28 protein-coding genes are annotated in these 26,481 nt (G+C 69.6%); 15 read left to right on the top strand and 13 right to left on the bottom strand.

Annotated elements, in window-relative coordinates; translation table 11 throughout:
* Positions 1 to 93: 93 nt before the first annotated feature.
* Positions 94 to 570, bottom strand: coding sequence for an NUDIX domain-containing protein (locus ACFE87_RS17595; protein ID WP_375460952.1), 477 nt, complete (start codon positions 568 to 570; stop codon positions 94 to 96).
* A 330-nt stretch (positions 571 to 900) separates the two neighbouring features.
* On the opposite strand from ACFE87_RS17595, the gene ACFE87_RS17600 reads away from it, so the two are divergent.
* Positions 901 to 1,833, top strand: a complete 933-nt coding sequence (locus ACFE87_RS17600; RefSeq protein WP_375460953.1) for a metallophosphoesterase family protein — start codon at positions 901 to 903, stop codon at positions 1,831 to 1,833.
* A 15-nt stretch (positions 1,834 to 1,848) separates the two neighbouring features.
* Here ACFE87_RS17600 and hrpB read toward each other — a convergent pair whose 3' ends face one another.
* From hrpB to ACFE87_RS17615, 3 genes are all read right to left on the bottom strand, one after another.
* Positions 1,849 to 4,347 carry an ATP-dependent helicase HrpB gene (gene hrpB / locus ACFE87_RS17605; RefSeq protein WP_375460954.1) on the bottom strand — a complete coding sequence of 833 codons (2,499 nt, stop codon included), beginning with the start codon at positions 4,345 to 4,347 and terminating at the stop codon, positions 1,849 to 1,851.
* 58 nt (positions 4,348 to 4,405) lie between these two features.
* On the bottom strand, positions 4,406 to 5,611 hold the full coding sequence (locus ACFE87_RS17610; RefSeq protein ID WP_375460955.1) for a GGDEF domain-containing protein: 1,206 nt from the start codon (positions 5,609 to 5,611) through the stop codon (positions 4,406 to 4,408).
* Positions 5,612 to 5,754: 143 nt separating this feature from the next.
* Positions 5,755 to 6,165 (bottom strand): hypothetical protein, encoded by a 411-nt coding sequence (locus tag ACFE87_RS17615; RefSeq protein WP_375460956.1) that lies wholly within the window; start codon positions 6,163 to 6,165, stop codon positions 5,755 to 5,757.
* 140 nt (positions 6,166 to 6,305) lie between these two features.
* On the opposite strand from ACFE87_RS17615, the gene ACFE87_RS17620 reads away from it, so the two are divergent.
* Positions 6,306 to 7,550: an MFS transporter gene (locus ACFE87_RS17620; RefSeq protein ID WP_375460981.1), complete on the top strand. Its 1,245-nt coding sequence runs from the start codon at positions 6,306 to 6,308 to the stop codon at positions 7,548 to 7,550.
* A 134-nt stretch (positions 7,551 to 7,684) separates the two neighbouring features.
* Here ACFE87_RS17620 and ACFE87_RS17625 read toward each other — a convergent pair whose 3' ends face one another.
* Complete coding sequence (locus ACFE87_RS17625; RefSeq protein WP_375460957.1) at positions 7,685 to 7,939, bottom strand: hypothetical protein; 255 nt, start codon at positions 7,937 to 7,939, stop codon at positions 7,685 to 7,687.
* Positions 7,940 to 8,052: 113 nt separating this feature from the next.
* Here ACFE87_RS17625 and ACFE87_RS17630 point away from each other — a divergent pair, with 113 nt between their 5' ends.
* The 7 genes from ACFE87_RS17630 (at position 8,053) to phoB (ending at position 14,918) form a co-directional block, all read left to right on the top strand.
* Positions 8,053 to 9,321, top strand: a complete 1,269-nt coding sequence (locus ACFE87_RS17630) for a sensor histidine kinase (RefSeq protein ID WP_375460958.1) — start codon at positions 8,053 to 8,055, stop codon at positions 9,319 to 9,321.
* Between the two features lie 153 nt (positions 9,322 to 9,474).
* On the top strand, positions 9,475 to 10,494 hold the full coding sequence (pstS, locus tag ACFE87_RS17635) for a phosphate ABC transporter substrate-binding protein PstS (protein ID WP_375460959.1): 1,020 nt from the start codon (positions 9,475 to 9,477) through the stop codon (positions 10,492 to 10,494).
* A gap of 166 nt (positions 10,495 to 10,660) precedes the next feature.
* The gene (gene pstC / locus ACFE87_RS17640) at positions 10,661 to 11,614 is read left to right on the top strand and encodes a phosphate ABC transporter permease subunit PstC (protein ID WP_375460960.1); all 954 of its coding nucleotides are present in this window, start codon (positions 10,661 to 10,663) and stop codon (positions 11,612 to 11,614) included.
* Positions 11,615 to 11,624: 10 nt separating this feature from the next.
* Positions 11,625 to 12,521, top strand: coding sequence for a phosphate ABC transporter permease PstA (gene pstA / locus ACFE87_RS17645; RefSeq protein ID WP_375460961.1), 897 nt, complete (start codon positions 11,625 to 11,627; stop codon positions 12,519 to 12,521).
* Positions 12,518 to 13,351 carry a phosphate ABC transporter ATP-binding protein PstB gene (pstB, locus tag ACFE87_RS17650; RefSeq protein WP_375460962.1) on the top strand — a complete coding sequence of 278 codons (834 nt, stop codon included), beginning with the start codon at positions 12,518 to 12,520 and terminating at the stop codon, positions 13,349 to 13,351. The genes pstA and pstB overlap by 4 nt, the downstream gene beginning before the upstream one ends.
* A gap of 150 nt (positions 13,352 to 13,501) precedes the next feature.
* Complete coding sequence (gene phoU, locus ACFE87_RS17655; RefSeq protein ID WP_375460963.1) at positions 13,502 to 14,224, top strand: phosphate signaling complex protein PhoU; 723 nt, start codon at positions 13,502 to 13,504, stop codon at positions 14,222 to 14,224.
* A gap of 1 nt (position 14,225) precedes the next feature.
* Positions 14,226 to 14,918: a phosphate regulon transcriptional regulator PhoB gene (gene phoB, locus ACFE87_RS17660; protein WP_375460964.1), complete on the top strand. Its 693-nt coding sequence runs from the start codon at positions 14,226 to 14,228 to the stop codon at positions 14,916 to 14,918.
* A gap of 177 nt (positions 14,919 to 15,095) precedes the next feature.
* On the opposite strand, the gene ACFE87_RS17665 is transcribed toward phoB, so the two are convergent.
* Complete coding sequence (locus tag ACFE87_RS17665; protein WP_375460965.1) at positions 15,096 to 15,620, bottom strand: GcrA family cell cycle regulator; 525 nt, start codon at positions 15,618 to 15,620, stop codon at positions 15,096 to 15,098.
* A gap of 306 nt (positions 15,621 to 15,926) precedes the next feature.
* Between ACFE87_RS17665 and ACFE87_RS17670 the strand changes: the two genes are divergently transcribed.
* The 4 genes from ACFE87_RS17670 (at position 15,927) to ACFE87_RS17685 (ending at position 18,037) form a co-directional block, all read left to right on the top strand.
* Complete coding sequence (locus ACFE87_RS17670; RefSeq protein ID WP_375460966.1) at positions 15,927 to 16,316, top strand: hypothetical protein; 390 nt, start codon at positions 15,927 to 15,929, stop codon at positions 16,314 to 16,316.
* Between the two features lie 11 nt (positions 16,317 to 16,327).
* Entirely contained in the window at positions 16,328 to 16,837 is a 510-nt protein-coding gene (locus ACFE87_RS17675; protein WP_375460967.1) for a sigma-70 family RNA polymerase sigma factor, read from the top strand.
* On the top strand, positions 16,834 to 17,649 hold the full coding sequence (locus tag ACFE87_RS17680; RefSeq protein ID WP_375460968.1) for an anti-sigma factor family protein: 816 nt from the start codon (positions 16,834 to 16,836) through the stop codon (positions 17,647 to 17,649). Before ACFE87_RS17675 ends, ACFE87_RS17680 begins: the two co-directional genes overlap by 4 nt.
* Positions 17,650 to 17,767: 118 nt before the next feature.
* Entirely contained in the window at positions 17,768 to 18,037 is a 270-nt protein-coding gene (locus ACFE87_RS17685) for a DUF6894 family protein (protein WP_375460969.1), read from the top strand.
* 57 nt (positions 18,038 to 18,094) lie between these two features.
* Here ACFE87_RS17685 and ACFE87_RS17690 read toward each other — a convergent pair whose 3' ends face one another.
* The 6 genes from ACFE87_RS17690 to ACFE87_RS17715 all read right to left on the bottom strand — a co-directional run bounded on the left by ACFE87_RS17690 (position 18,095) and on the right by ACFE87_RS17715 (position 22,657).
* A complete protein-coding gene (locus tag ACFE87_RS17690; RefSeq protein WP_375460970.1) occupies positions 18,095 to 19,033 on the bottom strand; it encodes an SMP-30/gluconolactonase/LRE family protein in 939 nt (312 codons plus the stop codon).
* Between the two features lie 49 nt (positions 19,034 to 19,082).
* Entirely contained in the window at positions 19,083 to 19,526 is a 444-nt protein-coding gene (locus ACFE87_RS17695) for an acyl-CoA thioesterase (protein WP_375460971.1), read from the bottom strand.
* Positions 19,510 to 20,796 carry an ArgE/DapE family deacylase gene (locus ACFE87_RS17700; protein WP_375460982.1) on the bottom strand — a complete coding sequence of 429 codons (1,287 nt, stop codon included), beginning with the start codon at positions 20,794 to 20,796 and terminating at the stop codon, positions 19,510 to 19,512. The genes ACFE87_RS17695 and ACFE87_RS17700 overlap by 17 nt, the downstream gene beginning before the upstream one ends.
* 176 nt (positions 20,797 to 20,972) lie before the next feature.
* Entirely contained in the window at positions 20,973 to 21,500 is a 528-nt protein-coding gene (locus ACFE87_RS17705) for a nuclear transport factor 2 family protein (protein WP_375460972.1), read from the bottom strand.
* An 81-nt stretch (positions 21,501 to 21,581) separates the two neighbouring features.
* Entirely contained in the window at positions 21,582 to 21,929 is a 348-nt protein-coding gene (locus ACFE87_RS17710) for an Atu4866 domain-containing protein (RefSeq protein ID WP_375460973.1), read from the bottom strand.
* Entirely contained in the window at positions 21,929 to 22,657 is a 729-nt protein-coding gene (locus ACFE87_RS17715; RefSeq protein ID WP_375460974.1) for an SDR family oxidoreductase, read from the bottom strand. Before ACFE87_RS17715 ends, ACFE87_RS17710 begins: the two co-directional genes overlap by 1 nt.
* A gap of 136 nt (positions 22,658 to 22,793) precedes the next feature.
* Between ACFE87_RS17715 and ACFE87_RS17720 the strand changes: the two genes are divergently transcribed.
* The gene (locus tag ACFE87_RS17720; RefSeq protein ID WP_375460975.1) at positions 22,794 to 23,693 is read left to right on the top strand and encodes a LysR family transcriptional regulator; all 900 of its coding nucleotides are present in this window, start codon (positions 22,794 to 22,796) and stop codon (positions 23,691 to 23,693) included.
* A gap of 89 nt (positions 23,694 to 23,782) precedes the next feature.
* Here ACFE87_RS17720 and ACFE87_RS17725 read toward each other — a convergent pair whose 3' ends face one another.
* Positions 23,783 to 24,256: an AtaL-like protein gene (locus ACFE87_RS17725; RefSeq protein WP_375460976.1), complete on the bottom strand. Its 474-nt coding sequence runs from the start codon at positions 24,254 to 24,256 to the stop codon at positions 23,783 to 23,785.
* Positions 24,257 to 24,545: 289 nt separating this feature from the next.
* Here ACFE87_RS17725 and carB point away from each other — a divergent pair.
* Positions 24,546 to 26,481: carbamoyl-phosphate synthase large subunit (gene carB / locus ACFE87_RS17730; RefSeq protein ID WP_375460977.1), on the top strand; the 1,936-nt coding region annotated here is incomplete at its 3' end.

A 26,481-nucleotide genomic window follows, 5' to 3' on the forward strand; every position in this document is an offset into this window, starting at 1 on the left:
AGACGGGCTCTATCACCCGACCGTCGCAGAGGCGAGGGCAGGCCGTCGCGTCTCAACGCGGCCGGGACCGGTCGGGTCCTCGCGCCGGTCGCGTCACGTCCAGTGCGGCGAGGGCGCGCGGCCCGACACGATCTCGTCGAGCCTCGCCCGCGTCCCGCGCGTGGTGTCGGGTGGAAGTTCCGCGAGGGGGAAGAACCCGGTGGCGGCGATCTCGCGGTCCGGGGCCTTCGGGCCGAGTTCGAGGAAGTCCCGCACTACATAGACGAGGACGTGATCCCGCCGGGAGGCGTGGCCGTTGAAAAACATGCCGTGCAGCCGCGGAGGGTGCGTAATCGCGATCGCGGCTTCCTCGGTCAGCTCCCGTACGAGGGCCTCGCCCGCGGTCTCGCCCGCCTCCACGCCACCCCCCGGCATGTGCCAGCCGCCCACATAGGTGTGGCGGACAAGGAGCACCCGGTCCTGGCCGTCGATCACGGCGCCCCTGACCCCGAGGGTGAGACCGCGCGACAGCCTGAACCAGGTGTGCAGGGCGCCCCGAAGGACAGGGTTCAGACGGCCGTCCTGTCTCACCTGAACTCCCGAGTTGTTACCGATCGATGACCAAGTCCATGTCGAATGAGCATGGCTGGACCCTCAACTTGGCATTTGGCGTGCACTGAGCGCAGAGCTAAATAAGGTCAAGCTTGACTGGAATTTCGCTCATGTTGGTCTCCTTCATCCTGTCGGTCCTGAACCGCAAGCCGGCTTTTGCCTGGTCCCCGTCTCTCGACCTCAGCGACAACAAGATTCGCTCGACCCTGCTCCCCGCCAGCCTGTCCTGATTCGACGGAAGCGGCGAGCCTCCGGGGGCGTCTCAAACGAGGCTTGACGCCGATCCGGTCGCCGGGCGAGGTCGGGCACATGTTCCGTTTCGCCCACCTGACCGATCCGCATGTCGGCCCGCTGCCGCGGCCGGCGCTCAAACATCTGCTCGGCAAGCGCATCACGGGCTATGTGAACTGGCGTCGCGGTCGGCGCGATGCCCATGACATGGACCTTCTGGCCTCGCTGGTCAGCGACCTGCGCGAACAGGCGCCGGACCACATCATCTGCACGGGCGACGTCTGCAATCTCGGCCTCGCCAGCGAATGGCCGAGTTCGCGCATCTTCCTCGACGGTCTCGGCACGCCCGAGACCGTGACCTTCGTGCCCGGCAACCACGACGCCTATGTGTATGGCTCGCTGGAAGGCCTGATGGCGGCGCTCGACCCCTATGCGGTCGGGGACGAGCCCGGGCTCACGCGCTTTCCCTTCGTCCGGCGCCGCGGACCGGTCGCCTTCGTCGGGCTGTCCTCGGCCATACCAACGGCGCCCTTCGTGGCGAGCGGCAAGCTCGGCCGTACCCAGGTGAAACATGCCGAGGCTCTGCTCCAGGCGCTTGCGCCGGAACCGCTGCTGCGCGTCGTCCTGATCCACCATCCGCCGCATGTCGGCGGGGCGCCGGCCGGCCGAAACCTGGTCGATGCCGAGCGGTTCGAGGCCATGATCGGGCGGGTCGGGGCCGATCTCGTCATCCACGGCCACAACCATACGGGCTCGCTCGCGATGCTGGTGGGGCCCGACGATCGTCCTGTCCCGGTGGTCGGGGCGCCTAGCGCCTCGGCGCGGGGCGGCACCCTGACCCACCGGGCCGGCTACCATCTCTTCCGCGTGCACGACGAGGACGAGGGCCGCTTCCGGATCTCGGCCGAATTGCGCGGCCTCGGCCCCGACGGCGCCTTCGGCAGCCAGGGCCCGGTCGACATCTCCGGCAAGGCTCCCGGACGCCGCCTCTCGGCCCGCGCCCGGGCCTGATCCCGGCGCGACCGGCTACGTCCCGCGTGGCTTCGCCCGCCGGGTCGGTTCGGCGCCGGCCGGGTCCTCGGGCCAGGGGTGGCGAGGATAGCGGCCACGCATCTCGGACCTGACGGCGGCCCAGGAACCGCGCCAGAATCCCGGCAGGTCGCGGGTCACCTGGATCGGTCGCCCGGCCGGCGACAGGAGATTCAGCACGAGCGGGATGCGGCCTCCCGCGACGGTCGGGTGCTGCACGAGGCCGAACAGCTCCTGCACTCGGACCGAGATCGCGGGGCCTCCCTCCGCCGCATAGTCGAGCGGGATTTCCGAGCCCGTCGGCACGACGAGATGCGTCGGGGCCTCCTCGTCCAGTCGCCGCCTCAGGGACCAGGGCACGAGGTCCTCGATGGCCGCGCGAAGGTCGCCGGGGCCGAATTCGGCGAGCCCCGACTTGCCCAAGATATGCGGGGCGAGCCAGCTCTCGGCCTCGCGGGCGAGGGCATCGTCCGACAGGTCCGGCCAGGTGTCTCCCTCGGCCGACCGCATGAAGAGGACCCGGTCGCGCCATTGCCGCGTCGCGGGCGACCAGGGCCAGGCGGCGGAACCGAGTCCGGCGAGGCCTCGGGCCAGCGCGCGGGCAGCCGCCTCGTCCTTCGGCACGGGCAGCGGCCGGTCCGACAGCGTGAGCGCGCCGAGGCGGCGCGTCGCGCGGGACCGGAGCGAGCGCGAGGCCGTGTCGAACGAAACCTCGTCGCGCTGCACGATGCGCTCGCCCGCGACCGCCTCGATCCCGGCCGGCGTGATCCGGGCGGCCGCCAGGATGCGGGCCGAGGCCGCCGCGCCGGCGATCTCCGCAACCGCCAGGAAGGGCGCGCGCGCCAGCGCGAGATGCGGCTCGATCCGGGCCCCCCGCCCATTCGCCATGACGTATTCGCCGGGCGCGCCACGGGCCCGGGCGATCCGGTCCGGATAGGCGGTCGCGAGGCATCGGCCGATGCCGTCCTCCTCCGCGCTCTGCGTCGGGGCAGCAGGGCGTCCGGCCGACGCGATCCGGGCCCAGCCATCCGCCAGCCGCCGGGCCTCTGCGCCCCGGCCGGACCGGTCGCTCCGCAGACGGTCGAGCCGCTCCTCCAGGTCGGCCGCGTCGCCGCCGAGACCACGCTCGACGAGAAGCGCGGCCAGGGTCGCGGCCTCCCGCGCCGCCCCTCCCTCCGCGCCGGCCACGACCATGCGGGCGAGGCGCGGCGGCAGCGGCAGGGCCTGCAGCCGGCGTCCCGCTGCCGTGATGCGGCCCTCCAGGTCGATCGCGCCGAGTTCGGTGAGGAGAGCCTTGGCCTCCTGCAGAGCCGGCCCGGGAGGCCGATCCAGGAAGGGCAGGGCAGCGGGATCGCGGACTCCCCATTCGGCGCAATCGAGCACGAGGGAGGCAAGGTCGGCCGAGAGGATTTCGGGCCGGCCGAAGGGCTCGAGCGCTCCGGTCGCGGCTTCCTCCCAGAGCCGGTAGCAGAGGCCGGGCTCGGTCCGGCCGGCGCGGCCGCGGCGCTGGTCGGCGGAGGCGCGCGACACCCGCTCGGTGACCAAGCGGGTGAGGCCGATCCCGGGCTCGTAGCGCGGCACCCGGGCAAGGCCGCTGTCGATCACGACCCGCACCCCCTCGATCGTGAGCGAGGTCTCCGCGATCGCGGTCGCGAGCACGACCTTGCGGCGCCCGGGCGAGGCCGGACGGATGGCCCGGTCCTGCTCGGCCCGTTCGAGCGCGCCGAAGAGCGGCGCGATCTCGACGGCCGGATCGCGCAGGCGCTCGGCGAGCGCGGTCGCGACGCGCCGAATCTCGCCCGCGCCCGGCAGGAAGACCAGCAGGGAGCCAGGCTCGGCCCGGAGCGCCAGAAGGATCGTCTCGACGACATCCTCCTCGATCCGCCGGGACGGGTCGCGGCCGCGATGGCGCGTCTCGACCGGAAAGGCGCGGCCCTCGGAGCGGATCACGGGCGCGTCGCCGAGGAGAGCGGCGACGCGGGCGCCGTCGAGCGTCGCCGACATGACGAGGAGGCGCAGGTCGGGCCGGAGCGCGCCCTGCGACTCGATCGCGAGCGCGAGGCCGAGATCGGCATCGAGCGAGCGCTCGTGGAACTCGTCGAAGATCACGGCCCCGATGCCGTCCAGCCCCGGATCGTCGAGGATCATGCGGGTGAAGACGCCCTCGGTCACGACCTCGATCCGGGTCCGGGCGGAGACCCGGGTCTCGAGCCGGACCCGGAGGCCGACGGTGTCGCCGACCCGCTCGGCGAGCGTCGAGGCCATCCGGTCCGCCGCCGCCCTGGCCGCGAGCCGGCGCGGTTCGAGGAGGATGATGCGATGGCCGTCGAGCCAGGGCGCCTGGACGAGAGCAAGCGGCACGCGGGTCGTCTTGCCGGCGCCGGGCGGCGCGACCAGGACCGCGCTCGGCCCGGCCGCAAGGGCGGAGAGCAGGTCCGGAAGGGCCGAGTCGATCGGCAGAGCAGGCTGGCGCTGGGAGTTGTCGCCGTCGGCCATGGCCGGGTGATGGGGCCGGGCCCGCCCCGGCGCAAGCCCGGCCGTTGGCCGGACGCGTTCAGGCCGCGATCGGGAAGGGTCCGACGGGCCTGTATTCCGACGGAAGGGCAGGGTCGCCGAGGGTCGCGACCCGGTTCCGGCCGTTATCCTTGGCGCTGTAGAGGGAGACGTCGGCGGCCGCCAGGAGAGCGTCCATGATATGGCCGACATCGTCGCTCGTCGCGATGCCGATGCTGACCGTCGCCCCGAAGCCGAGTCCGTTCGCCTCGAACCGGCAGGACGCGAAGGCGGCCCTGACCTCTTCGGCCACCCGCGACGCCCCTGCCTCGTCGTGTCCGGGCAGAAGGCAGCCGAATTCCTCGCCGCCGATCCGGGCGAAGAGGGCGTCCGCCGGGAGGCTTCGCAGGGCCGCGCCGCAGAAGCCGCGCAGCACATGGTCGCCGACCCCGTGGCCGAACCGGTCGTTCACGTGCTTGAAATGATCGAGGTCGAGTAGCAGCAGGGCAGAGGTCGTCCCGGCGCGGCGCGCGCGGTCGAGGAGGTCCCGGCCCTCGGCCAGGAAGGCGCGCCGGTTCCGCATCCCGGTCAGCGGGTCGCGCGAGGCGATCGTGCGCTGCTCCCACTCGACCCGTTCCTTCGTCATCGCGAGAAGCAGGAACGCGCTCGTCACGGCGAACATCAGGCCCTCGAAGGCGTGGGCCACGACCCAGGTCTTGGTGAACACCATGCGCTCGTCCGGGAAGCCCCAATGGCCGAGCGTGGGATAGCGCGAGAGGACCATGGCCGAATGCGCGACCAGGATGACCACCAGCGGGTAGCGCGAGACGAGCCTCTCCGACCGTCCCCGCCAGATATCCCAGGCGCCCAAGAGCGCATAGCTGCTCGTGATCACCGACGACAGCCCGACGCGGTAGCTGAAGGACCGGTAGAAGTCCGGAACGCCGCAGGCCGCCAGCCACAGGAGCGCCCCCGCGAAGACCACCATCCAGGACATCGGGCGCCGTTCGAAGACGCGGCACCCTGCCCAGAACAACCCGAAGGCCGAGAACAGCAGCGCGTTACCGAACCCGATCGAGAGCCAGCCGGGAAAGATGGCCCGTCCGGCCAGGAAGACGCAGGACAGGGACGCGAGGACGAGGCCCGATCCCCACCAGGCGAGCGCGCCGACGCTCCGGTTCTGCCACCAGGAGAAGATGAGCAGGATGCCGACCAGCGCCGTGACGAAGACCGTCGAGATGCTGAGCGTGGCGAGGTCGAGACCCATTCCGGCTGCTCTGTGGCCGGCGGTGGTCGACGCACGCGCTGATCCTGCCCGCGAAGCGTTCCGAAACCGTTGCGGTCAGGCCTCAGCCGAGGGCTGCGTGCCTCGGCCCAGGGCCCGCGTGCCCTCGTCGGGGTCGCGCGGCCTCAGCGTGGGCAGCGGTAGGCAAGCCCCTCGACATAGGAGTAATCGCGGTAGATGCGCTTCTTCAGGTAGAGGTCGGTCGCGCCGAGCGTCACCGCTGCGTCCCGCATCGTGTTCAGCCGGACCGCGAAATGGGGGCCCGGGATCTCGGCGCCGCCATAACCGCCGCGGGCGAGGCCGTAGCCGCGGCCGTAGCTGCCGTCGTTCGGCAGGATCGCGGTGAGCTCCGAATAATCCATCTCGCCGACGCCGTCGGTGCGGGCAAGGCCGACATTCCCGAGCCGCCGGCACGTCGTGATGTCCGCCGGGGAGGTGACGTAGCGGATCGGGTCCGGCGGAACGGGGTAATAGGCGCAGCCCGCCACGGTGGCGGCAGCAGCCAAAAGGAGCGCCAGTCTGAGGGCGTTGCGCATGAGCGATCCCGTGACGGCCCGACCGGCCTGCCTGCCGGTCTCCGAGCCGTCTTCGCTCCTAGCGCCGGGGCGGTCGCGGGACAATCGCCATCCGGACCCGGTCGCGCTATCGGAGCCGAGGTGTGACCGGAAGGGCGCTGATGGACGCGGCGGGAGGGACGGCCTGGAGCCTGTTCCGGCAAGTTGATTTCACGAGGTTTTGCCTGGCCCGCTTCCTGTCGGGCGCGGCTTTGCAGATGCAGAACGTGGCGGTGGGCTGGCTCGTCTACGACCTGACCCAAAGCGCCTTGGCGCTCGGCCTCGCCGGTCTCGCCGCGTTTCTGCCGGCGATCGGGCTCGCCCTCGTCGCGGGCCACGTCGCCGACAGCTTCGACCGGCGGCGCGTCCTGGCCGCCGCCTATGCCGGCAATGCGCTCGCGGCCGCCGGGCTCGTCCTCTGCGCCTATGCCGGCGAGCGCTCCCTCTGGCTGATCTACGCCCTGATCGTGGCGGCGGGCACCTCGCGGGCCTTCGGCAACCCGGCCTCTCAGGCGCTCCTGCCGAACCTCGTGCCGCGCCCTCTCCTCGGCCGGGCGATCACGCTGGCGGCGACCTCCTGGCAGAGCGCGACGGTGCTGGGCCCCGCCGCCGGCGGGCTCCTCTACATCCTGGGGCCGCAGACCGTGTTCGGCACGGCGGCCGTCTTCTTCGTCGCTGCCTCGATCGCGATCGCCACGATCTCGCACCGGGCGCCGCCGCACGAGCCGCGCGCGCTCACCTGGGGGACGGTCTTGGCCGGGATCGGCTTCATCCGGTCGCGGCCGCTTCTTCTCGGAGCGATCTCGCTCGATCTCTTCGCGGTGCTGCTCGGCGGCGCGACCGCGCTCCTGCCGATCTACGCCCAGACGATCCTGCATACCGGGCCTGTCGGTCTTGGCCTCCTCCGCTCCATGCCCGGGGTCGGCGCTGTCGCGATGTCCGCATACCTCGCGACGCGGCCGCTCGACCGGAATGTCGGGCATGTCCTGTTCGGTGCGATCGTCGTGTTCGGCCTTGCCACGATCGGCTTCGGCCTCTCCACCACGCTCGCGCTCTCCATGCTGTGCCTGCTGGTGGCCGGGGCCGCCGACACGGTCAGCGTGGTGGTGCGGCTGACGCTGGTCCAGTCGGAGACGCCGGACGCGATGCGGGGCCGGGTCGCGGCCGTGAACACCGTCTTCATCGGCGCGTCGAACGAACTCGGCGAGTTCGAATCCGGCCTCCTCGCGGCCTGGCTCGGGGCGGTGCCGGCCGTCGTCCTCGGCGGGATCGGCACAGTCGGCGTCGCGCTCCTGTGGACGCGGCTGTTCCCCTCGCTGTGGCGGCGGGATCGGCTGGTCGAGGAGGAGAGGAGCCGCCCGGGTTAGGTCATCCGACGGGAGGCTGCACCGACACCTCGAGAGTCGGCACCGGATCCGGTCCTTCTCGGTGCATCCGCCGGCGGCTTCACGTTTTCGGGTGACGAGGACGGTCGGAATGGCGGAGGCGCCCGCGACCCCCTTCACCTCGCCGGGGTCTTCTCCCACAGGAGAAGCAGGTTCGAGGCGCCGCTCGTCACGAGATCGACGCTTCCGGCGAGCATCGCGTCCGTGGAGGCACCGCCGCTCGTGAGGGTGATCCAGGTTGCCGTGGAGGAAAGGCCCCGCATGGCCGCATGCTTTTCGAACAGCTTCATCTGCTCCATGACGACGAGCGGGAGATGGACGATGCTGGGCTGGCGCGCGATGCGGACCTCCGACACCTCGGCCCGGACCACGTCCGGCGCGCCGGTCCGACCAGGGCCGCGAGCATGCGAGCTGTGACGCGGCGAGGCGGCGCGACCGGGCCCGCACCCTTCCAGGCGCCGTGGCGTCGGCACGGGCTGCAGCGATGACGGAGGTCGAGAGAAACCAGGGCAGCCGGCCCTCCAGGCTCGGGAGCGCTCTTCTCCTCCTGTCGGCGCTCTGTCTCGGCTCCGTGCTGGCCGCCGCCAGCCTTTCGCGAGACGATTACGGGATGCTCGTCTGCGCGGCCGCACTCACGGCGCTCACCGTCGCGGCCCTGCTCCGGCCGGTCCCGTCCCCCCTCAAGGCGCAACCGAGCGAGCGGGACGAGACGGCGCCCGCGGACGACCTGCTCGCGGCCGCGCCAGACCCCGTGGTGGTGGTCGACCGGCGGGCCGTCGTGACGGAGTCGAATGTCGCGGCGCAAGCGATCGTGCCGGGGCTGCGGTCGCGCCAGCCGCTCGCCTTCGCGCTCCGCGCGCCGCAGGTGCTGGACGCGATCCGCCAGACCTTCCGGTCCGGCGAGGGCCGGGACGTGGAATTCGGCGGGCTCTCGGCCGCGGATCCGGTCTACCAGGTCCGGCTGCGTCTCTTGGGCGCGCCGGGCAGCGAGGGCGAGACCCTGGCGCTGTTCTTCCGCGACCTCTCGGCCGAGCGGCGCCTGGAATCGATGCGGGTCGACTTCATCGCGACCGTGAGCCACGAACTCCGCACGCCGCTGGCCTCGCTCGCCGGCTTCATCGACACCCTGAAAGGGCCGGCCCGGAACGATCCCGCCGCCCGCGAGCGCTTCCTCGACATCATGCGGGGCCAGGCGAACCGGATGGCGCGGCTCGTGGACGACCTGCTCCAGCTCTCACGCGTCGAATTGAAGGCCCATGTCGCGCCGGTCACCCCGATCGATCTCGGGCCGCTCGTCCATCACATGATCGAGGTGATGGCCCCGCTGGCGCGCGAACGCGGGGTCGAGATCGCCCTTGCTTTCGACGACGGGCCGCTCGAGGTCCTGGGCGACCGTGACGAGCTCCTGCGGGTCGTCGAGAACCTGGTCGAGAATGCCCTCAAATACGGCAGCAGCGGCGGCCGGATCGAGATCGGGCTGCACCGGTCCGAGGACGGCCGTGTCTTCGAACTCACGATCCGAGACCATGGCCCGGGCATCGCGCCCGAACACCTGCCCCGGGTGACGGAACGCTTCTACCGGGTGGACGTGGCCGAGAGCCGGACCCAGGGCGGGACGGGCCTCGGGCTCGCGATCGTCAAGCACATCGTCGGCCGCCATCGCGGGCGCCTCGCGATCGAGAGCGAACCGGGCGAGGGCGCAACGGCACGCGTGCAGCTTCCCGTCGGCCCCGGGACCGCGGCCCGCATCTGACTCCGGCCGCTGTCATCCAACTGTCATAGGGATGTCATACGACCGCAGCCAGGGCCCCGTACTCGACCGGCACGACCGGGCGGGACAGCCTGGGCCCGTCGGTACGAACCGCGTCCTTTTGGGCGCAACAGGCCCTTTGGAGCCACAAGCACCATGAATCGAACCCTTTTCGCAGCGGCGGGCCTCGCCGCCGCTCTCGTCGTCGCGGCGCCTGCCGCCGCCCAGACCATCACCGGGGCCGGCGCGACCTTCCCGTATCCCGTCTACGCGAAATGGGCCGAGGCCTATAAGGCCGAGACCGGCATCACCGTGAACTATCAGTCGATCGGCTCGGGCGGCGGCATCCGCCAGATCAAGGCCCGCACGGTCGATTTCGGCGCGACCGACGCTCCTCTGAAGGGCGCCGAGCTGACCGAAGCCAAGCTGACGCAATTCCCGACCGTGCTCGGCGGGGTCGTTCCGGTCGTCAACATGGCCGGTGTCGCGCCTGGCCAGCTGAAGCTGACGGGCGAGATCCTGGCCGACATCTACCGGGGCCAGATCAAGAAGTGGAGCGACCCGAAGATCGTCGCCATCAACCCGGGCGTGAAGCTTCCCGACGCCAACATCACTCCGGTCTACCGCTCGGACGGGTCGGGGACGACGAGCATCTTCTCCACCTACCTCTCCGAGGCGTCCAGCTCCTTCAAGTCTGAGCTCGGTGCCAACACTGCCATTAACTGGCCGGTTGGCCAGGGTGGCAAGGGCAACGAAGGCGTATCCGCGACCGTGAAGCAGGTCGTGAACGCGATCGGCTATGTCGAGTATGCCTACGCCAAGCAGAACAAGATGACCCACACCCTGCTCGAGAACAAGGCGGGCAAGTTCGTGTCGCCCGACGCGAAGGCCTTCGAGGCTGCCGCGGCCGGCGCCGACTGGAACTCCCAGCCCGGCTTCGGGATCTCGCTGACCAGCCAGCCGGGTGACGAATCCTGGCCGATCGCGGGCCCCACCTTCGTGCTTCTCCCGCAGGATGCGAAGGATCCGGCGAAGACTGCCGAAGTCGTGAAGTTCTTCAAGTGGGCCCTCGAAAAGGGCGACAAGCTGGCGGCCGACCTCGATTACGTCGCCCTGCCGCAGAAGCTCGTGACCGAGATCGAGACCAAGGCGTTCGCGCCGGTCAAGACTCAGTAACTCGACGTCACGAGGTTCCGGGCGGCGCGCAGCGCCGGCGGAACCTACAACCCACCTCATCCGGCCGTTCGGATGGGGTGGTTCAGGGTCCGCGCCTCGCGAGCCCGCAAAAGCGTTCGGAACTGATCAGGAGCGTTCGGTGTCAGCCATTGCTACAGACCGGGTCATGGCTCACCAAGACACTGTCCATCGTCCCCGGATCTCGCATGCCGGCTTCGACCGCATCTTCCGGTGGCTCAGCTTCGCCAGCGCCGCGACGGTGCTGCTGGTCCTCGCCGGCATCCTCGGCTCGATCATCTATGGCGGCTGGCCCGCCTTCCGGCAGTTCGGCTTCGTCGGCTTCCTCTCCGGCTCGACCTGGAATGTCGGCACCGAGACCTTCGGCGCCTGGCCCGCGGTCGCCGGGACGCTGATCTCGTCGCTCATCGCTCTCGTCATCGGCGTGCCGATCTCGCTCGGCATCGCGATCTTCCTGACGCAGCTCTCGCCGAAATGGATGAAGGGCGCGATCGGGACCTCGGTCGAGCTTCTCGCCGCCGTCCCGTCCATCATCTACGGCATGTGGGGCCTCTTCGTCTTCGCGCCGCTCCTCGCGAACTATCTCCAGGTGCCGCTGAACTCCGTCGTGGAAGGCGTCCCGGTGGTCGGCACCATCTTCTATTCCCAGGTCCCGTCCGGGACCGGGATCTTCACGGCCGGCATCATCCTGGCCCTGATGATCATCCCCTTCATCGCCTCCATCACGCGGGACATGCTGGACCAGATCCCTCCGATCCTGCGCGAGAGCGCCTATGGCATGGGCTGCACGACCTGGGAGGTCGTCCGGCACGTCCTGCTGCCGCAGACCGGGGTCGCGCTGATCGGCGCCGTCATGCTGGGGCTCGGCCGGGCGCTCGGCGAGACGATGGCCGTCACCTTCGTGGTCGGCAACGCGAACCGGCTCTCGGGCTCGATCTTCGATCCGGGCTCGACCATCGCGTCCCGGATCGCGAACGAGTTCAACGAGGCGGCCGACCTGCAGCTGAACGCGCTCATCGCGCTCGGCTGCATCCTGTTCCTCGTGACCTTCGCGGTCCTCATCGTCGCCCGGATCCTCGTGTCCCGCGTCGGCCAGAGATAGGAGGCGGACCATGGCCACCGTCGCAACCACGCCGCCTCCCTCCGACGCCGCTCCCGATTGGGGCCGGGTCAGGCCCGGCCGCCGCATCGCCGACCAGGCGCTCAAGGTCACCTGCCTGATCTTCACGATCATCGGCGTCGCCGCGCTCGGCTGGATCCTCGGCATGCTCGTGATCCAGGGGATCTCGGCGCTGAGCCCGGCCGTGTTCACGGCGTCCATGCCCGGCCCTGGCACCACCGGCGGCGGACTCGCCAACGCCATGCTGGGCTCTCTTATCCTGACCTTCCTCGGGATCGCGGTCGCGACCCCGATCGGCGTCATGGCCGGCACCTACCTGGCCGAATACGCCAAGACCTCGAAGGTCGCCTCCGTCGTCCGCTTCATCAACGACATCCTGCTGTCGGCGCCCTCGATCCTGATCGGCCTCTTCGTCTACACGCTCGCGGTCGCGCCCTTCGGCACCTATTCCGGCTGGGCGGGCGGGCTCGCGCTCGCCATCATCGCGATCCCGGTCATCGTGCGGACGACCGAGGACATGCTCCGGCTCGTGCCGAACGGCCTCCGCGAAGCCGCCGCCGCCCTCGGCGCCCCGACCTCCCGCGTCATTACGCTCGTCAGCTGGCAGGCGGCACGGGCCGGTATCGTCACCGGCATTCTCCTGGCCATGGCCCGGATCGCGGGCGAGACGGCGCCGCTCCTCTTCACGGCGCTGAACAACAATTTCTGGTTCAGCCCGACCCTGATCGGCGGGGTCTCGAACCTGCCGGTGACGATCTTCCAGTTCGCGCTGTCGCCCTACACCAACTGGCAGGAACTCGCCTGGGTCGGCGCCCTCATCATCACGGCGACCATCCTGGCGCTGTCTGTCATCGCCCGCTTCGTCATCAAGAAAGAGATCGCCCGATGAGCACGGAACCGCTCCGCGTCGAAGTCGCCGCGATAACCCCGCCTCCGGCCGCCGCTCCGCGACACGCACGGGCCGAGTTCGACCGCATCCGGGTGAACAACCTCGATTTCTACTACGGCGATTCCATCGCGCTGAAATCCATCAACATGGGCTTCCGCGATCGGCAGGTGACGGCGCTGATTGGGCCCTCGGGCTGCGGGAAGTCGACCCTGCTCCGCTGCTTCAACCGCATCTACAGCCTCTATCCCGAGCAGCGTGCGACGGGCGAGATCCTGCTCGACGGCCGCAACATCCTGGCGCCCGGCACGGACGTGAACGAGCTCCGTTCGCGCGTCGGCATGGTCTTCCAGAAGCCCACGCCCTTCCCGATGTCGATCTACGACAACGTCGCCTTCGGTATTCGGCTCACGGAGCGGCTCGGCCGCGCCGAGATGGACGACCGCGTCGAGCAGGCGCTGCGGAAAGCCGCGCTCTGGGGTGAGGTCAAGGACAAGCTCAAGGGCTCGGGCATGGGCCTGTCTGGCGGACAGCAGCAGCGGCTCTGCATCGCCCGCACCATCGCCCAGCGGCCCGAGGTGATCCTCCTCGACGAGCCGACCTCGGCGCTCGATCCGATCTCGACCGGCAAGGTCGAGGAGCTGATCGAGCAGCTGAAGACCGAGTTCACGATCGCGATCGTCACGCACAACATGCAGCAGGCGGCCCGCATCTCGCAGGATACGGCCTTCATGTATCTCGGCGAGGTCATCGAGTTCGGCCCGACGAACCAGATCTTCATGAACCCGACCAAGAAGCAGACCCACGATTACGTCACCGGCCGGTTCGGGTGAGCGTCGTGAAGGCGCTCGGGCTCACCTCCGCTCACCCCGGCGAAAGCCGGGGTCCAGACCTCGCGGCCGGACCGGGTGCCGGCTTTCGCCGGCATGAGCGGGATACCGGGCGAGCGGCCCGGCCCAGCCTCAGGACGTAGGGAACACAGAATGTCCTCTCACATCGTCGCGTCCTTCGACGCCGACCTCGAGACCTTGCGGTCGTCCATCGCCGAGATGGGCGGCATCTGCGAGAAGATGCTGGCCGACACCATCACGGCGCTGGTGCGTCGCGACGAGCCGCTGGCCCAGCAGGTGATCGCGTCGGACGCCCGGCTCGACGTCATCCAGCGCGAGGTCGAGGAGAAGGCGATCACGACCATCGCCCGGCGTCAGCCGATGGCGATCGATCTCCGGGACGTCGTCTCGGCCATCCGGATCTCGGGCGACCTCGAGCGGATCGGCGACCTCGCCAAGAACTGCGCGAAGCGCACGCTCGCGATCTCCGACGGCTTCCAGGCCAAGAAGATCATGACCGGCGTCCAGAACATGTCGGACCTCGTCATGCAGCAGCTGACGGACGTGCTGGACGCCTATGCCCAGCGCGACCTCGAGCGCGCCCTCGACGTCTGGCAGCGCGACGGCTCGATCGATGCGCTCTACACGTCGCTGTTCAGGGAACTCCTGACCTACATGATGGAAGATCCGCGCAACATCTCGTTCTGCGCCCACCTCCTCTTCTACGGCAAGAATATCGAGCGGATCGGCGACCACACGACGAACATCGCCGAGACCGTGCATTTCCTCGTCACCGGGCAGCCGCTCTCGGGCGAGCGGCCGAAGAACGATCGTGCGAGCCAAGCCCGGGTCGACCTCGACCCGACCGGGACCTGACATGGCTGCCCGCATCCTCGTCGCCGAGGACGAGGAGCCGCTCATGCTGCTGCTCCGCTACAATCTCGAGGCGGAGGGCTACGTGGTCGACGGCGCCGCCCGGGGCGACGAGGCCGAATTGAAGATGCGGGAGGTGGTCCCGGACCTCCTCCTCCTCGACTGGATGCTGCCGGGCCTCTCCGGCATCGAGCTCTGCCGCCGCCTCCGGCAGCGCCGCGAGACGGAGCGGCTGCCGGTCATCATGCTGACCGCCCGGGGCGAGGAGACCGACCGCGTGCGCGGCCTCGCGACGGGCGCCGACGATTACATCGTGAAACCCTTCTCCGTGCCGGAACTGCTGGCCCGGGTCCGGGCCCTGCTCCGGCGGCTGAAGCCGGCCGAGATCGCCGACCTCCTCCGTCAGGGCGATGTGGAGCTCGACCGCGTGCAGCACCGCGTCAGGCGCGGCGGCCGCGACCTTCATCTGGGCCCGACCGAGTTCCGCCTGCTCGAATTCCTGATGCGGAGCCCGGGCCGCGTCTTCTCGCGCGAGCAGCTGCTGGACGGGGTCTGGGGCCGGGACACCTATATCGACGAGCGCACGGTCGACGTCCATGTCGGCCGCCTCCGCAAGGCCGTGCATCACGACGGCCTGCCGGACCCGATCCGGACCATCCGGGGGACGGGCTACTCCTTCGACGAGACCTATCGCTGACGTTCTAGGCCGTCATTCCGGACCAGGTGCAGCGCGAAGCGGCGCTCCGCGGATCCGGAACCCCTGGAAGCGCCGACCGAATGGAAGGTAGCCACGGCGTGCGGGCCACGGGTTCCGGGTTCTCGCCCGCCGGCTACGCCGGACAGGCGAGCCCCGGAATGACGGCGTGGCGACCCTTCACGCCCTGAGGCGCTTGCGCTCCGCCGCCGGCTGATAGGCGATGCGGCAATGCGCGTCGCAATAGGGCACGCCGGTGGTGGCCCGCGCGCCGCAGAAGCCGAAATCGGGACTGGACGGGTCCCCGAGCGGCCAACGGCACATGGAATCCCGAAGGTCGAGGATGGAGACGCGTTCCGACACCGGGATCATCGGCTCGGGCAGCCGCACCACGGCCGGCGCGATCTCCCGGACGGGTTCGGCCGGCGCGGGGCCGTCATTCACGCCCGTCTCGACCCCTGCGGCGACGTCGGCGAGCGGCATCGGGCTGGCCGGCGAGCGTGGCCTCGCGGGACGGGCAGCGGCCGGCTGGCCGGTCTTGCCGCGACCGGAGAGGCCGAGCCGGTGGACCTTGCCAATCACCGCGTTGCGGGTGACGCCGCCTCCGAGAAGAGCCGCGATCTGGCTCGCGCTCAGCCCCTCGCCCCAGAGCTTGCCCAGGAGCTCGACGCGCGAATCCGTCCACCCCGTCACTGCATCCGTCATGTCGCCGCCTCCTCGGTGCCCCGCCGCCGCCGGGGAGCGAATCCTTCATCCTCGCGGGCGGACGATGTCCGACAGCGCTCACATGAACGCGTTCCGTGATCAGGATGGCCGGACCAGATGCTCGCGCCCGGCTGGGTTAGGACTACCTGAACGTCTGACTCGGGCGCAAGAGTCGGGGCGAATCACCGATGCGTCATCCCCAGGCATCGCCCTGCACCGGGCGCAACGCTGTTTCTCGGGCGGCCACGGAATAGAGGGCGCGCGCGGGCGTCTCCCGTGTGATCATCCGATCGGAGGAGATGGACCATGTCGAGATTGTTGCTCGTGGCTGCCGCGGCCTGCGGCATCTTGGCGGCCGGCCCGGCCGTGCAGGCCCAGGGGATGGAGCCGGCCCGGACCGCCGACACCGCGAAGGGCAAGACCCTCGTGGATATGAAGGGCATGACCCTCTACGTGTTCGACCGGGACGCTGCCGGGAAGTCGAATTGCAACGGCGCCTGCGCAACCAACTGGCCGCCGCTCATGGCCTCTGGCAGCGACAAGCCGATGGGCGCGTGGACCATCGTCACGCGCGACGACGGCGGCAAGCAATGGGCCTACCGGGAGAAGCCGCTCTACACCTGGGTCAAGGACAGCAAGGTCGGCGACGTCACCGGAGACGGGGTCAACAGCGTCTGGCACGTCGCCCAGCCCTGATCCCGGCCTGAATGGACGAGATATCGACCCTTCTCGAGCGCCACATCCCGGCGCTCAGGCGCTACGCCTGGGCACTCGTGCGCGACCGTGAGGCGGCCGACGATCTCGTCCAGGATTGCCTGGAGCGCGCCGTCGCCCGATGGGCGCTTCGACGCCGGGAGGGCGACCTTCGGGCCTGGCTCTTCGCCATCCTGCACAACCTCTTCGTCGACAGCTTCCGGCGCCGGCGTCGGGAGGGGCTCAGGGTCGAACTCGACCATGCGGCCGACATCGCCTTGCCCGGCTCCGACCAGGAGAGCAGCACGGGCGTGCGGGACATCCTGGCGGCGCTCGACCGGCTGCCGGACGACCAGCGCGCCGTGATCCTGCTCGTCGGGGTGGAAGAGCTGTCCTACGGGGCGGCCGCCCGGGTGCTCGGCGTGCCGATCGGCACGGTGATGTCGCGGCTGAGCCGAGGCCGCGAGCGGCTTCGCCGCCTGGTGGAGCCGGCCGCCCCGCCGGTCCTCCGGAGGGTCAAATGAGCGACGGCGGTCGCCCGGTCGGAGAGGACGACCTCTCCGCCTATGTCGATGGACGCCTGCGGCCGGACCGACAGGCTGCACTCGCGGCCTATCTCGAGGGCCGGCCGGAGGCGGAGGCGGAGCTGCGCCACGACCGCGAACTGGTTCAGGCCCTGCGCGAACGGCTTGCCCCGAAGGCCGAGGAGCCCGTGCCGTCCCGGCTCCGCGTCGCCGCGATCCGGGCCGAAGGCCGGCGCCGGCTGCGGCGCGGAATCGCTGTCGCGGCCGCGGCCTGTCTGCTTCTCGCCCTCGGGGGCGCGACCGGCTGGTACGCTCGCGACCTTGTCGGCGGCCCGCGGCCCCTGGCCGGCAGGGCCTGGGCGGCGATGGCCGAGGAGGCGCTGTCGGCCTACCGGACCTATGTGGTCGAGGAGGTGCATCCGGTCGAGGTCCGGGCGAGCGAGGAGGCGCATCTCGCGCAATGGCTCTCGAAACGCCTGAAGCGACGCCTCGTCATACCCGACCTGGAGGAGCGGTTCGGCCTGACCCTGGTCGGCGGCCGGCTGCTGCCGGCCGGGCGCGAGGTCGCAGCCCTCCTCATGTATGCCGACCGGGCCGGGTCGCGCCTGACGCTCTATGTCCGGTCCGGCCAGGCCGGGGAAAGCGCGCTGAACTTCCTGCGCGACGGCGAGGTCTCGTCCTTCAGCTGGGTGGATGACGGCTACGGCTACGTCGTCTCGGCCGCGATGGAGCGCGACCGCCTTCAAAGCGTCGCCCGCGCGATCCTGACCGATGTCGACATGGAGGCCGCGAAAGGCCGCCGGGCACTTTAGACTGCACAGGCCAGGCAGCTTTTGTGTTTTACCCTGGCGGCCGGAGCGTATTTACCGGGCGGTCGAGTTCCGCCTGTGCTAAGCCCCGCCCGCCCTAGCCGGACAGCGAGGCCTTGCATTGCCGATCTTCTATTTCGACGTCCGCGAGGGCGACACGTTCTACGAGGATGAGGAAGGGATCGAGATGCCCGACCTCTCTGCCGCGGAACATGAGGCCGCGGAATCGGCGGCCAGCATCGGTCGTGATCGCCTTCCGAAGAGGCATGCCCGGGACGTGACGGTGGAGGTGCGGAACGAGAACAAGCAGCGCGTCTGCACGGTCACGGTGGCCATGACGATGGAGCGGGTTCACCCTGAGCCGCTGCCGCGAGCCGCTGCAGGGTCCTAGCGCGGTCCTCAGCCGCCGACCCTTCGAGAGGCGGCCCCTGGCCGGTCGAAACGGGATCTACCCCCCGGCGACGCCCTGCGTGTTGACGTAGAGCCCGTAGAGCGACTGGCTCGCGGCCATGAACAGGCGGTTCCGCATGGCGCCGCCGAAACAGACATTGGCGCAGCGTTCGGGCAGCCGAATACGGCCGATCAGGCGTCCGTCGGGATTGTAAACGACGACGCCGTCGAGTTCGGGCGAGCCCATGCCCCAGCCGCACCAGAGATTGCCGTCGACATCGACCCGGAACCCGTCCGGCGTACCGGGCCCCGCATCGATGAAGGTGCGCCGGTTCGCGATCGCCCGGCCGCCCTCGCCGACGTCGTAGGCGAGGATCAGCCGGTTCGGCGCGGCGCGGGATTCGACGAGGTAGAAGACGCTCTCGTCCGGCGAGAAGGCGAGGCCGTTCGGTCCGCGGATATCTTCGGCGACGGCGGTGATCTCGCCGGTCGCGCCGTCGATCCGGTAGACATTCTGGGGCAGTTCCGGCGCGGCCACGCGGCCCTCGTAATTGCCCAGGATGCCGAAGGCCGGATCGGTGAACCAGATCGAGCCGTCGCGGGTCACGACGACGTCGTTCGGCGAATTGAGCCGCTTGCCCCGGTAACTGTCGGCCAGGATTGTGATCGTGCCGTCATATTCGGTGCGGGTGACCCGGCGGCCATGCTCGCAGGTGACGAGCCGGCCCTGCCGGTCGCGGGTGTTGCCGTTGCCCCAGTTCGAGGGCTGGCGGTACACCGAGACCGCGCCGGTCTCCTCGTCCCAGCGCATCATCCGGTCGTTCGGGATGTCGCTCCAGACGAGCTGGCGATGGTCCCCGAACCAGACCGGGCCCTCGCACCAGCGGAAGCCCGTCGCGAGCCGCTCCACCCCGGCCGAGAAGATCCGGTATTTCGCGAAACTCTCGTCCAGGATCTCGATCGCGGGATCGGGATAGAGTGTCGTCGGCTGCCACATGGTGTCAGGATCCCGGTGGGTGGTTCAGGACGCGAAGAGGGAGGTCGGGTCAACGTAGCATCGCCTCCACGACCGCGCGCGAGGCGGGCGGGAAGGCGCGGGGGCGGCGGGTGGCGGTATCCATCAGCACGGCGACCGCCTCGGAGGTCGCAGCGAGCCGGCCGCCGTCGTCGAGGAGGACCTGGGCGAAGGTCACGGAACTCGTGCCGAGCCGGGCGAGCCAGGTGCCGGAGCGGACCCGTCCCGGGTAATGCAGCTCGGCCCGGTAATGGATCGTCAGCGTCGCGACCGAGAAGAAGGTGTCGGCCCCACAGGTCTCTCCGAGGACGGAGCGCAGCGCGTTGACCCGGCCGCTCTCGCAGAACATCGCGAAGGCGGCGTTGTTGACGTGGCCATTCGCGTCCGTGTCGCAGAAGCGAAGCACGTCCTCGCTCCAGAGGACCCTGTCGTCAGCCGTAAGGGCTGCGAGGTCGGGATCAGGCGACCGGCTCAACGCCGCACCATTCCGCCACGAAGAGCGCCATCGCGGTCGTGATCCGCTGCAGGGAGGAGAGGCTCACGCATTCGTCGTAGCCGTGGATGTTGCGGCTCACCGGGCCGTAGCAGAGCGTCGGGACGCGGTCGTAGAGGGCGTGGACGCGGGCGTCGAGATAGCCGGCCGTCATGAAGCTCTCGAGCTCGGAGCCGGTCGCGGACCGGTGCGCCTCGCCCAGCACGCGCTCGGCCTCGGACCCCTCCTCCAGCACGTAGCCCTCGGCGAAGAAGCCGTTGAAGCCGAGCCGCGGCGGGTTGTTGGCGAGAAAGGGGTCGGCCCGCGAGAAGGCGGTCACGGCGGCCTCGATCTCGCGTGCGGCGTCCGCCGCGGCGACGCCCGGGTAAATCGCGATCCGGCAGGAGAGCCGGCACCAGGCCGGGACGGAGGAGGCCCAGTCGCCGCCCTCGATCCGGCCGATATTGAGGTTGATCGGGTGGTCCTCGCCCTCGAAATGCGGGCGGCCGGCCTTGTCGGCATTCCAGCGCGCCTCGATCGCCCGGAGCGCGCCGACGACCCGGTAGGCCGCGTCGATCGCGTTCTGGCCGGCGCCCATCTCGCGCACATGGACCGGCATGCCCCGGACCTCGATCTCGAACCAGAGCACGCCGGTATTCGCCCGGACGAGCTTTTCGTCTTCCGGCTCCGGGATCAGGACGGCGTCGGCCCGGTAGCCGCGCAGATGCGTCATCAGCGCGCCGTTGCCGGTCGATTCCTCCTCGACGACGGATTGCACCGTCACGGTGGCGGCCGGCTGGAGCCCGATCCGGCGCAGGGCATCGAGGCAGAAGAGGTTCGCGGCCCCGCCGGCCTTCATGTCAGCCCCGCCGCGTCCGTAGAGCCAGTCGCCGCGGATCACGGGGTCGAAGGGCGGCGCGCTCCACATGTCGGCCGGCCCGGCCGGCACCACGTCGACATGGGATTGCAGGATCAGCGAGCGCCCCGTCTCCGCCCGCGGCCGATGGATGCCGACCACGATCGGCGCCTCGGAATGCGCCTCGGAGATCTTCGAGCCGCCCGGATGCCCGGCGATCGCCGCGTGGTCGATCGAGAACCGGTCCATCGCGAGCCCGCGCTCCCGAAAGGCCCGGAACAGATGATCCTGGATCGCCTGCTCCTCGCCCCGCACCGACGGAAACCGGATCAGCCCCTGCGTGAAGGCGACCTGGTCGGCGAAACCCTCCGCCACGGAGGTCGTGATGCGGTCGCGAAGAGCTGGATCGAGCGGCATGGCGGACTCGTCGGTGGCGGGGGCGCCAGCCATAGCGATCCAGGCAGGGGGAGCAAGCCGGCCAGCAGGCGGACACGCGTCCCGCGCCTAGCACAGGATGCGGGCGACAAGGCGGCAGGCCGGGTCGAGCGCAACGCTCTCCCGGTCCTGCGCGGCGAGGACCTCGTGCTGGCCGCTCACGGGCGAGGCTCGTTCTTGTCGACGACCTCCTTATAGGCGACGAGATCCAGGAAAGCCTCGGCCTCGGCCACCTGGCCGTCCTTCATCCGGAAAATCCAGACGAACTGGTTGCGGTAGGGGTGGCCCCCTGTCGTCGTGGCCGACGCTTCGAAGCGGATGATGACCCTCTCCCCAACCGCCCAGATGTGATGGACCCGAGGCACGAGAGGGGTCGCCAGCCGGCTGACGAGCGGTCGCGACGCCTTTTCGACGAAGTCCTGCAGTCCGAGGTAGGTACCGGCCACGGGGCCGGAGCCCGGAATCGTCCAGACCACGTCCGGTGCGACGAGGATCGGGAACACGTTCTCCCCTGCGGTCCATCGCTGGAACGCGTCACGCACGATGCCCTCGTTGCGGGCCGTCACGGCGGCGTCCGATGCGCCGGGAGATGCGAGCGCGGGAACCGTAGCCATCATGATGGAGGCGGCAAGAGCAAGCCGGCGACCCGGGATCGAACGTGGCTGGGGCAAGCGAAGGGATGTCATGGAATGCTCCTGGTCGAAAGCTGCTGGAGAGGGACCTGATCGATCCCGCGACGCGGCTATCCGGGCCGGGGATACCTGGGGTCATGGCTGCGGCGGAGCCGACGGCCTTGCACGTCGGCGCAGCACCATGCCTCCGTGATGGAGCGTGTCGGCGTCGACGAAACTGCCATCAGCGGTGAAGCCTGTGTCGTCCCAATATTCGATGCGGGTGCCCCGCACCTCATAGCGGCCCTGATACGCGGACTCGCGCGTGCCGCGCGCCTCGACGTAGCGGCCACCGGCGAGGAGCTCGTGGCGGATGCGGCCATCGTCCGTGACCCACATGCCGGCATAGAGATGCGTGGCCCGCGTCATGGAATTCTCCGCGAAGGCAGGGGTGACGAGAGCCGCGACCAGGGTCGTCGCCAGGACGAAAGGAGGCGCTCGCATCAGTGCGGCGCCCGCGTCGGACGCACGACGATTTCGTTCACGTCGACATCCTCCGGCTGCTCCAGCGCGAACCGCACGGCTCGTCCGATGGCGTCGGGCTGCAGGGCGATTGCGCGGTAGGTCTCCATGGCTTGGGCCGCGACCGGATCGGTGATCGTGTCGGCGAGTTCGCTCTCCACAACGCCCGGATGGATGCAGGTGACGCGGATATCGGTCCGCTCCTGGCGCAGACCGTCCGAGATGGCGCGGACGGCGTGCTTCGTGGCGCAATACACCGCCGCGGTCGGCGAGACCGTGAGCGCGCCGACCGAGGCGATGTTCACGATGTGGCCCGAGCCGCGCGAGATCATCTCCGGCAGGACTGCGGCGATCCCGTAGAGGACGCCCTTGATGTTCACGTCCACCATCCGGTCCCACTCGTCGACCTTCAGGGACGCCATGGGCGACAGCGGCATCACGCCCGCATTGTTGACGATCACGTCGACCCGGCCGAACTCCCGCCGGGCGGCCTCGGCGAAGGAGAGGACATCCTCCCGGCTCGTCACGTCGAGGCGACGGCTTGCGACCGTGCCGCCGGCCTGCCGGAGTTCTGCGGCAAGGGCCTCGAGCCGGTCCGTGCGACGCGCGCCGAGCATCAGCCGGGCTCCCGCCGCCGCGAGTTCGCGGGCGATGCCGGCGCCGATCCCGCTCGAGGCGCCTGTCACCAGAACGACCTTGTCCATTGCCATCGCCTGCCTCTTCGACCGCTCCCGACGTCGAGCGAGATTCCTTCGCTCGACGCCTTCTGTGATGGATGAGGTAGGCGTTCGGATCTGTCGTGTGTATCTGGCATTCCATTGCCATGGTGGTTAGCTTCGCTCACCAATGACACCTGACCTGAATGCCCTTGCGACCTTCGTGCTGGTTGCGGAGGAACGAAGCTTTCGGGCGGCAGCGGACCGTCTGGGCGTAACCAGGTCGGCGGTCAGCCAGACCATCAAGCGGCTGGAAAGTGCGATGGGCATCACGCTCGTCCACCGCACGACCCGGAGCGTGGGGCTGACCGAGGCCGGCGAGCGTCTCCATGCCGAGATCACCCCGTCGCTGGTCGACATCCGGACGGCGATGGAGGCCACGCACGACCTCCGGGCAGGACCCCGCGGCCAGTTGCGCCTGGTCGTGTCATCCATCGCGGAGAGCTTCCTGTCAGGCCCGCTCCTGTGCGGCTTCGCGGAAGCCTGTCCGGACGTTCAGCTGGACGTGCTTGTGACCGACGACGAGATCGACATCGTCGCGCAAGGCTATGATGCCGGCGTCCGGCTCGGCGAGGTCATCGAGCAGGACATGATCGCGCTGCCAGTTTCGGACGACCAACGGCAGCTTGCCGTATGTGCGCCTGACTACCAGGCCCGTCGCGGAGCGCCGTCCCATCCCCGCGAACTCGCCGCGCATCGCTGCGTTGGATGGCGTCCGGCACCACGCGCCGCGCCGTTCCGGTGGGAGTTCACGGAAGCGGGCCGAGACTTCGCGGTCGACGTCGAGCCCGAGGTCACGACCAACGACATGGCACTCATGATCCGCATGGCGCTCTCGGGAGCCGGGATCACCTTCGGCCTCGAGGAGACGTTTCGCCCCTATCTCGACCGCGGCGATCTCGTTTCTGTCCTGGAGTCATACTGCCGGTGCTTTCCGGGGTTCTTCCTGTACTATCCTAGCCGCCAGAATATGGCGCCGAAGCTCCGGGCCCTCCTGGATCACGTCCGGCAGGATCGAAGGCGTCGATAGGACGTGGCGATGCCCGCATCGTCCGGTTCCCTGGTCGGAGAGCGAGCTGCCTTCGGGGTGGCAATTCACCGGCTGATGGCGTTGGATCGCTAGAGGCGGCCCTCGGCGACCAGCTCGCGGGTGCGCTTTAACGTGGACAGCAGGGCGGCTGTGTAGCCTTTGTCGCTGTCGAACTGCGCCTGTTCGGCCTGCTCCTCGGGGCCGTTCGGCGCTTTGTCGCGAAGACCGAGATAGCAGTAGAAGCGGAGCTGGAGCGCACCCGCCTCATCCTCCAGCAGTTCGTTGATGATCGCGCCTTCGCGCGGACCGGTTGCTTGAAAGAAGGTGACCTTGTTCCCGTGCTCGAGAGTGATGAGCTCGCGGAGGTCAGCACCGCCGATCGTGGCTTCGCGGACGAAATGGGTCGCGCTCTCCTCGACAACGTCGCAGCGCGTGCAGAGACCCGGCGGGAGAAATAGGCGGGCGTCGCGGGCCTTGAGTTCCAGGCCAGCCCATGTCTGCGCACGGGTCAGCTTGGTTTCACGTTCCGGATTCACCGGGATGGTAGCGGTCGAATAGATCATGACGAGGGTCCTTCTTGGGAGCGTCGAGTGTCGCTCGGCCACTAGGCCGAGGCTAGCGAGCGAGTATCCGCCGGGCGGAACCCATCAGCTACGTGTGCCATCCGCTCTCCCATCGACCGAGAGCTGACCCATGAGAAGCGTGCGCCCTGGTTCCTCACCCGAGAAGGGGTGGAGGAGAGTCGGCTTGGCCCGCCTTCCCCTCCCCGGCCCACCCTGCTACACGGCGGCCTTAGCCCATCTCCCTGCCTGACCTGACGCGCGCCCGGCCCAGCGCGCGTGTGGATGAACCATGCCCAAGCGCACCGACATCTCGACGATCCTGATCATCGGCGCGGGGCCGATCATCATCGGGCAGGCCTGCGAGTTCGACTATTCCGGCACCCAGGCCTGCAAGGCGCTGAAGGCCGAGGGCTACCGGATCGTCCTGGTGAATTCGAACCCGGCGACGATCATGACCGATCCGGATCTCGCCCACGCGACCTATGTCGAGCCGATCACGCCCGAGATCGTGGCGAAGATCATCGAGAAGGAGCGGGGCGACCGCGCGAAGGGTTTCGCGCTCCTGCCGACGATGGGCGGCCAGACGGCGCTGAACACGGCTTTGTCGCTGAAGAAGATGGGCGTGCTCGACCGGTTCGACGTCGAGATGATAGGGGCGGACGCGGCCGCAATCGACAAGGCCGAGGACCGGCAGCTCTTCCGCGAGGCGATGACCAAGATCGGGCTCGAGACGCCGAAGTCGCGCCTCGCCAACGCATCCGACCTGAAGAAGGCCGACCGGGCCCGCTACCTCGCCGACCGCGACGGGGCGGCCGCGAAGGGGCCCGAGGCGCTCGCCGCCTACGAGGCCGCCTGGGCGCGGGGCGAGAACGACCGCCGCAAGCGGTACCAGGAGCATGCGCTCGGCGAAGGCCTGAAGGCGCTGTTCGAGATCGGCCTCCCGGCCATCATCCGGCCCTCCTTCACCATGGGCGGCACCGGCGGCGGCATCGCCTATAACCGCGAGGAGTTCCTGGACATCGTCGAGCGCGGGCTCGACGCCTCGCCGACGAACGAGGTCCTGATCGAGGAGAGCGTCCTCGGCTGGAAGGAATACGAGATGGAGGTGGTCCGCGACCGGGCGGACAATTGCATCATCGTCTGCTCGATCGAGAACGTCGACCCGATGGGGGTTCATACGGGCGACTCGATCACCGTCGCGCCGGCGCTGACGCTGACCGACAAGGAATACCAGATCATGCGGGACGCCTCGATAGCGGTTCTGCGCGAGATCGGGGTCGAGACGGGCGGCTCAAACGTGCAATTCGCGGTCGATCCGGCGAACGGCCGCATGATCGTGATCGAGATGAACCCGCGCGTGTCGCGGTCGTCGGCGCTCGCCTCGAAGGCGACCGGCTTTCCGATCGCCAAGGTCGCGGCCCGGCTCGCGGTCGGCTACACGCTGGACGAGATCGACAACGACATCACGGGCGGGGCGACCCCGGCCTCGTTCGAGCCGACGATCGACTATGTCGTGACGAAGATCCCGCGCTTCGCCTTCGAGAAATTCCCGGGCGCCGAGCCGACGCTGACGACCGCGATGAAGTCCGTCGGCGAGGCGATGGCGATCGGCCGGACCTTCCAGGAATCGCTGCAGAAGGCCCTTCGTTCGTTGGAAACGGGGCTCACCGGCCTCGACGAGATCGAGATCGAGGGGCTCGGCCGCGGCGACGACCACAACGCCGTCAAGGCCGCGCTCGGCACCGCGACGCCGGACCGCCTGCTCCAGGTCGCCCAGGCGCTCCGGCTCGGCTGGTCGCACGAGGAGATCTACGACAGCTGCCGCATCGACCATTGGTTCATCGAGCAGCTGCAGGGCATCGTCGATCTCGAGATGCGGGTGAAGACCCACGGCCTGCCCCGCACGCCCGGCGCCTTCCGGGCCCTGAAGGCGGCCGGCTTCTCCGACGCCCGGCTCGCGGTCCTGACCCGGACCCGGGAGGCCGAGGTCAGGGCGCTCCGCCACAGCCTCGACGTGCGTCCGGTCTTCAAGCGCATCGACACCTGCGCGGCCGAGTTCGCCTCGCCGACCCCCTACATGTACTCGACCTACGCGCCGCCTTTCGCGGGCGGCATGGCCGACGAGGCCCGGCCGAGCGACGCCAAAAAGGTCATGATCCTCGGCGGCGGCCCGAACCGGATCGGGCAGGGCATCGAGTTCGACTATTGCTGCTGCCACGCCTGCT

The sequence above is a fragment of the uncultured Enterovirga sp. genome, assembly GCF_964242715.1.
Taxonomy (GTDB): Bacteria; Pseudomonadota; Alphaproteobacteria; order Rhizobiales; family Beijerinckiaceae; genus Enterovirga.